Annotated in this window: 6 protein-coding genes, 2 tRNA genes and 3 other RNA genes; 8 read left to right on the forward strand and 3 right to left on the reverse strand. The window is 47.6% G+C overall.

The genetic code is table 11. From position 1 onward, the window contains the following. Positions 1–125 precede the first annotated feature (125 nt). On the forward strand, positions 126–539 hold the full coding sequence (hns, locus tag AACS80_RS12080) for a histone-like nucleoid-structuring protein H-NS (RefSeq protein WP_105289150.1): 414 nt from the start codon (positions 126–128) through the stop codon (positions 537–539). Between the two features lie 143 nt (positions 540–682). Here hns and galU read toward each other — a convergent pair whose 3' ends face one another. The 3 genes from galU to rssA form a co-directional block, all read right to left on the reverse strand. Continuing rightward, positions 683–1,591 (reverse strand): UTP--glucose-1-phosphate uridylyltransferase GalU, encoded by a 909-nt coding sequence (gene galU / locus AACS80_RS12085; RefSeq protein WP_130208896.1) that lies wholly within the window; start codon positions 1,589–1,591, stop codon positions 683–685. 201 nt (positions 1,592–1,792) lie between these two features. After that, complete coding sequence (gene rssB / locus AACS80_RS12090) at positions 1,793–2,806, reverse strand: two-component system response regulator RssB (RefSeq protein ID WP_130216020.1); 1,014 nt, start codon at positions 2,804–2,806, stop codon at positions 1,793–1,795. 86 nt (positions 2,807–2,892) lie between these two features. Then, positions 2,893–3,804 (reverse strand): patatin-like phospholipase RssA, encoded by a 912-nt coding sequence (gene rssA, locus AACS80_RS12095; RefSeq protein WP_135409873.1) that lies wholly within the window; start codon positions 3,802–3,804, stop codon positions 2,893–2,895. Between the two features lie 112 nt (positions 3,805–3,916). On the opposite strand from rssA, the gene AACS80_RS12100 reads away from it, so the two are divergent. The 7 genes from AACS80_RS12100 (at position 3,917) to AACS80_RS12130 (ending at position 6,163) form a co-directional block, all read left to right on the forward strand. After that, the gene (locus AACS80_RS12100) at positions 3,917–4,375 is read left to right on the forward strand and encodes a YchJ family protein (RefSeq protein WP_130208902.1); all 459 of its coding nucleotides are present in this window, start codon (positions 3,917–3,919) and stop codon (positions 4,373–4,375) included. A 49-nt stretch (positions 4,376–4,424) separates the two neighbouring features. After that, the gene (purU, locus tag AACS80_RS12105; RefSeq protein ID WP_130208904.1) at positions 4,425–5,267 is read left to right on the forward strand and encodes a formyltetrahydrofolate deformylase; all 843 of its coding nucleotides are present in this window, start codon (positions 4,425–4,427) and stop codon (positions 5,265–5,267) included. Positions 5,268–5,427: 160 nt separating this feature from the next. Next, positions 5,428–5,512, forward strand: a tRNA-Tyr gene (locus AACS80_RS12110). A gap of 43 nt (positions 5,513–5,555) precedes the next feature. Then, positions 5,556–5,687: non-coding RNA, RtT sRNA (locus AACS80_RS12115), on the forward strand. A gap of 33 nt (positions 5,688–5,720) precedes the next feature. Next, a tRNA-Tyr gene (locus AACS80_RS12120) sits at positions 5,721–5,805 on the forward strand. A 47-nt stretch (positions 5,806–5,852) separates the two neighbouring features. Further along, a non-coding RNA gene (locus AACS80_RS12125) (RtT sRNA) lies at positions 5,853–5,984 on the forward strand. Positions 5,985–6,031: 47 nt separating this feature from the next. Continuing rightward, a non-coding RNA gene (locus AACS80_RS12130) (RtT sRNA) lies at positions 6,032–6,163 on the forward strand. Positions 6,164–6,226: the final 63 nt, after the last annotated feature.

The following is a 6,226-nucleotide window of genomic DNA, read 5'->3' on the forward strand; positions in this document are numbered from 1 at the left end:
TTTATTGTCGGTACGAAATAAAGAACATTTTTGAATTCCTTACATTCCTGGCTATTGCACAACTGAATTTAAGGCTCTATTATTACCTCAACAAACCACCCCAATATAAGTTTGAGATTACTACAATGAGCGAAGCACTTAAAATTCTGAACAACATCCGTACTCTTCGTGCGCAGGCAAGAGAATGTACACTTGAAACGCTGGAAGAAATGCTGGAAAAATTAGAAGTTGTTGTTAACGAACGTCGCGAAGAAGAAAGCGCAGCTGCTGCTGAAGTTGAAGAGCGTACTCGTAAACTGCAGCAATATCGTGAAATGCTGATCGCTGACGGTATTGACCCGAACGAACTGCTGAATAGCATTGCTGCTGTTAAATCTGGCACCAAAGCTAAACGCGCACAGCGTCCGGCTAAATATAGCTATGTTGACGAAAACGGCGAAACCAAAACCTGGACTGGCCAGGGCCGTACTCCAGCTGTAATCAAAAAAGCAATGGATGAGCAAGGTAAATCCCTCGACGATTTCCTGATCAAGCAATAATCTTTTCTTGATTCTGTTTGCTTAAAATCCCGCCATTGGCGGGATTTTTTATTGTCCGTTTTAAGACTCGCTGATAAGAATACGCTATAAAAAAACGGCATTGATCACTCAATGCCGTTTCGTAGAAAACGTCGTGATAGATGTTACTTCTTAATGCCTATCTCTTCTTCAAGCCAGGCTTTAAATTCAGTACCCAGAGTGTTGTGGCGAATACCGTATTCAACGAAGGCCTGCATGTAACCTAATTTATTACCGCAGTCATGGCTCTTCCCTTTCATATGATAGGCTTCAACCGTTTCTTTTTCGATCAGCATATCAATCGCGTCGGTGAGCTGAATTTCATCACCTGCTCCCGGAGGGGTTTTTGCCAGCAGCGGCCAAATATCAGCACTGAGAACATAACGGCCGACAATAGCAAGATTAGACGGCGCTACATCTGCTTTCGGTTTTTCTACCACGCCGACCATCGGTACACTTTCGCCAGGCGCTAAATCCACACCTTTGCAATCCACAACACCATATGCCGTCACATCAGCAACAGGCTCCACCATTATCTGGCTGTGACCAGTTTCATCAAAGCGACGAATCATCTCTGCAAGGTTATCCTGCGATAAATCGGATTCATATTCATCCAGAATAACGTCAGGCAAAATAACAGCCACAGGTTCATCACCAACTACCGGATGGGCACACAATACTGCGTGTCCCAAACCTTTCGCCAGCCCCTGACGAACTTGCATAATAGTCACGTGTGGTGGACAAATGGACTGCACTTCATCAAGCAACTGGCGTTTTACACGTTTTTCCAGCATTGCTTCCAGTTCAAAACTGGTATCGAAATGGTTTTCAATAGAGTTTTTAGATGAGTGAGTGACCAGCACAATTTCAGTAATGCCAGCCGCAATACATTCATTCACGACGTATTGAATTAATGGCTTATCGACAAGCGGCAGCATCTCTTTCGGGATAGCTTTCGTCGCCGGCAACATCCTGGTTCCTAATCCCGCAACGGGGATAACGGCTTTTTTGACTTTCGTATTAATGGCAGCCATTTAAATTCTCCTGGACTGTTCGTGTATTGAACGTGTTCATATTTCTGTGTCGCATCCCAGTATATCAGTACCCTGGCGAGGCCTGGTTCTGAAAAGGAGGCGAGTTAACATAATTAAGACAATTACTTAAACGAATGGCGACGATAGTACCACCAGCCGACACCAGCGCGTAATGCAATTTTATCCCATATAATCGTTTGCTCATTCCGCAGACAACATCAAGCGCAGTCTTCCACCTGTTCCCCAAATTTGACATTGCCAGGCATCACATCGCTGGCTCAATTGATTCAAATAGGCGTTGCCTAATGTTCCTAACGGAACGCCATTACTGATTTGAATCTGGTGTTCACCAGCATTTAACGTTGCATTCAGGCCAGCGGAAACCAAAATGAGATTTTTTAATTCACGATGATAATAGCCGACTAATAGCGGGAACTGGCCAGGCAGATTGGCCTGCCGCAGTAAATGATTTACCTGCTTCAATAACGCTCCCAACTCTGGCAATCGCTGATTTTGGTGGGCAATCTGTTCCTGTAATAACCCATTAAACAGCGCGCGTAATAACAAGGCGGCAAGGACACCATTATGTCCGGCGCGAGTTACATCGAGACAATAAAAAGCCAGATCGTTTTCCGAAAGAGCTGCAATATCAAGCACCAGCCCCGGTTTATCAACGGCCACCAGTTGGCGATAATTAACCCGGCAATGGGAAATCACCTGCTGAACCGGAGGTTGTAATTCTTGCAATAATTTAGCAGCCGCAGTGGGATTATCCACCATCGCATCCCAGTCGCGAAAAAGCCTTTCTTCTTCCTCTACACGCGAATTAAACATGCTGGGATAGAGACACGCAAAAACCATCTCGCGCAGACGGTTGAGATCTTTAACTGGTTTTAGCAAAACATCTTCCACGCCCAGACGTAACGCTTTCGCAATATCTGCCATGTTTTCCGTAGCGGAAATCACCAGGACTGGTGTTTGGTCACCCCGGTTGCGAATATGTTCCAATAGTTTCAGGCCGTTCATTCTCGGCATTGCAATATCACATATCATTAGATCGGGTGTGAAACCTCCCAGTAGCTCAAGGGCATCCACCCCATCAGCCGCCAGTACCGTTGTCGCTCCCAATGAGGAAAACCACGAATCCAGAAGCGAGCGAAATACCGCCTCATCTTCAACTATGAGAATCTGTTTTCCGACCAATGGCTGCGTCATGTTCTCTCCCCTGACTGGCTTTATTCAATAGTGGCATGCTATTGCCATCAGTGCCTGTCAGAATTAACTTAAGTGTAGATAAAAAATCAGGTCAAAACGTTAGTTCGAACTAGCGGTAAAAGCTCATCCATTTTCTTCTCAACCGCCAATTGTCCTGCCGAAATGGCAGCCTGCGCACGATGAAAATCGAGCGTGGAAATCTGTGGGCAAACGGGTTGAATCAGAATATCAGGCGGGTCCCCTGCCATACGGTTTCTTTTAAGGCGGTTTTCCAATACCTGAATAGAGGTAGTCATAATCTCTGTTGCTGTCGGTGCCATGACGCCTCGACGCGCAGTAATGCTACTTAGCCGCTCTTTCAGCCGCGCATGCCCGGGGAGATCATCTTCACTCTCGCCATTTTCAGCACCGACATTAAATGAAAGAAGATCTTGCTGCATTAGGTGAGCGTCGTGCTGGAGATCAACCGCAATTACGATATCTGCGCCCAACGCACGAGTAAGAGAGATAGGAATGGGATTAACGACTGCGCCATCAACAAGCCAGTAGCCGTTATGCGCGACCGGTGCCATCAAGCCCGGAATACTGCAGGATGCACGAATAGCGAGATGGAGATCACCTTCGGTAAACCATAATTCACGCCCTGTGCTTAGATTGGTGGCGACTGCAGCGAAGCGGCGTGAACAATTCTCGATTTCTGTTTCTGGCATTATTTCACGATATCGATTGAACACACGCTCACCGCGCAGCAGTCCACCGCGCTGCCAGGAGAGGTCCATCAGTCGTAAAACATCCCAATAGCTAAAAGAGGTAACCCACTCTTCCAGCGCAGATAATCGACCACAGGCATAGGCTGCGCCTACCAGCGAACCAATTGAACATCCTGCGACGATATCAATTTCAATGCCCATTTTTTTAAGCGCGTTAATGACGCCAATATGCGACCATCCTCGTGCAGCACCGGATCCCAGCGCCAGCCCTATTTTTACTTTTCTCATTGTTCCTGAAAGCGTCCCCTGGAATGCAGCCGTAGCCACATCGCTACCGCTCGGTTAACATAGTGCTACTCCGGCGGTTAAAACGCCGTTATTGTTTCCAGGGAGATTATTTGTGTCTAAGCTTTGTCCCTGTGGTAGTGCTGTCGAGTATAGCCTATGTTGCCACCCTTATGTGTCTGGTGAAAAGGTTGCACCAGATCCTGAACGTCTCATGCGTTCGCGTTACTGCGCTTTTGTGATGCACGACGCAGATTATTTAATTAAAACCTGGCATCCATCCTGTGGCGCCTCGGTGTTACGCGCTGAATTAATTGCCGGATTTGCACATACCGAATGGTTAGGTTTGACCGTATTTGAACGTTCATATCACGAAGGTGACGACGTAGGTTATGTCAGTTTTGTCGCTCGTTTTACTGAGAAGGGTAAATCCGGGGCGATTATTGAGCGTTCGCGATTTTTGAAAGAAAACGGTCAATGGTACTATATTGATGGTACACGTCCGCAGTTTGGTCGCAACGATCCCTGCCCTTGTGGTTCAGGTAAAAAATTTAAAAAGTGCTGCGGCCAATAAAGGTTGACGGTACGGTTTAGCAAACACTCTCAACAAGGTTTTTCCAGCAATGCATTCACTCCAACGTAAAGTTCTGCGTACTATTTGCCCGGATCAAAAAGGTCTGATCGCGCGTATTACTAATATTTGCTACAAGCACGAGTTAAACATCGTGCAGAACAATGAATTTGTTGACCACCGTACCGGGCGCTTTTTTATGCGCACGGAACTGGAAGGTATTTTTAATGATTCCACCCTGCTGGCGGATCTCGATAGCGCATTGCCAGAAGGTTCAGTGCGTGAACTGAATCCCGCAGGTCGCCGCCGCATAGTCATTCTGGTGACTAAAGAAGCGCATTGCCTGGGCGATCTGCTGATGAAAGCCAACTACGGCGGACTGGATGTTGAAATCGCTGCGGTTATTGGTAACCACGAGACTTTACGTTCTCTGGTGGAACGTTTTGATATTCCGTTTGAATTGGTGAGCCATGAAGGGTTAAGCCGCAACGAGCACGATCAGAAGATGGCGGATGCCATTGAAGCGCATCAACCTGATTATGTGGTGCTGGCGAAATATATGCGCGTGCTGACGCCGGAGTTTGTCGCGCGCTTCCCGAATAAGATCATCAATATTCACCATTCGTTCTTGCCTGCGTTTATTGGCGCACGCCCCTATCACCAGGCTTATGAACGCGGCGTGAAGATTATTGGCGCAACAGCACACTATGTAAATGACAACCTGGATGAAGGTCCAATCATCATGCAGGATGTCATTCATGTGGATCACACTTACACAGCCGAAGACATGATGCGTGCAGGTCGTGATGTTGAGAAAAACGTATTAAGCCGCGCGCTTTACCAGGTTTTGGCACAGCGTGTATTTGTTTACGGTAACCGGACGATTATTCTTTAATCGCTGGCAAAATAGAACTGGTTGGCTTTAATCCGTTACGGATGAAAATTACGCAACCAGTTCATTTTTCTCAACGTAACCCTTTACAGCGGCGTGTCATTTGATATGATGCGCCCCGCTTCCCAGTGAGGGAGCAGGCCAGTAAAAAGCATTACCCCGTGGTGGGGTTCCCGAGCGGCCAAAGGGAGCAGACTGTAAATCTGCCGTCATCGACTTCGAAGGTTCGAATCCTTCCCCCACCACCATTATTCACCACAGCGATGTGGTAACTTCGGTGAGATTGTTAATGTTTGCACTCATCGGGGAAGGGTGAGAACCTTCGACTAAGGTTCGACTCGAGCGAAAGCGAGAGAACGTTGCCGCAGGCAACGGCCCGAAGGGTGAGGAGCGAGGCGACGAATAATCCTTCCCCCACCACCATCTCAAGCATTACCTACAATATGAATTACCCCTGGTGGGGTTCCCGAGCGGCCAAAGGGAGCAGACTGTAAATCTGCCGTCATCGACTTCGAAGGTTCGAATCCTTCCCCCACCACCATCACTTCCTGATAAAAACTCATTTCAAACTTATCGATATCGTTTCATATTCTGCCCATACGGGGAAGGACGAGAAGCTTCGACTAAGGTTCGACTCGAGCGTCAGCGAGAGAGCGTTGCCGCAGGCAACGACCCGAAGGGCGAAGCGCGCAGCGCTGAGTAATCCTTCCCCCACCACCATCACTTCCTGATAAAAACTCATTTCAAACTTATCGATATCGTTTCATATTTTGCCCATACGGGGAAGGACGAGAAGCTTCGACTAAGGTTCGACTCGAGCGTCAGCGAGAGAGCGTTGCCGCAGGCAACGACCCGAAGGGCGAAGCGCGCAGCGCTGAGTAATCCTTCCCCCACCACCATCACTTCCTGATAAAAACTCATTTCAAACTTATCGATATCGTTTCATATTTTGCCCATACGGG

The sequence above is a fragment of the Escherichia sp. E4385 genome (assembly GCF_963883145.1).
Classification (GTDB): Bacteria; Pseudomonadota; Gammaproteobacteria; order Enterobacterales; family Enterobacteriaceae; genus Escherichia.

Bases quoted from the DNA above. Each gene is read 5' to 3' on its own strand.
- hns (WP_105289150.1), top strand. From the start codon at position 126: ATGAGCGAAGCACTTAAAATTCTGAACAACATCCGTACTCTTCGTGCG.
- galU (WP_130208896.1), bottom strand. From the start codon at position 1,591: ATGGCTGCCATTAATACGAAAGTCAAAAAAGCCGTTATCCCCGTTGCG.
- rssB (WP_130216020.1), bottom strand. From the start codon at position 2,806: ATGACGCAGCCATTGGTCGGAAAACAGATTCTCATAGTTGAAGATGAG.
- rssA (WP_135409873.1), bottom strand. From the start codon at position 3,804: ATGAGAAAAGTAAAAATAGGGCTGGCGCTGGGATCCGGTGCTGCACGA.
- purU (WP_130208904.1), top strand. From the start codon at position 4,425: ATGCATTCACTCCAACGTAAAGTTCTGCGTACTATTTGCCCGGATCAA.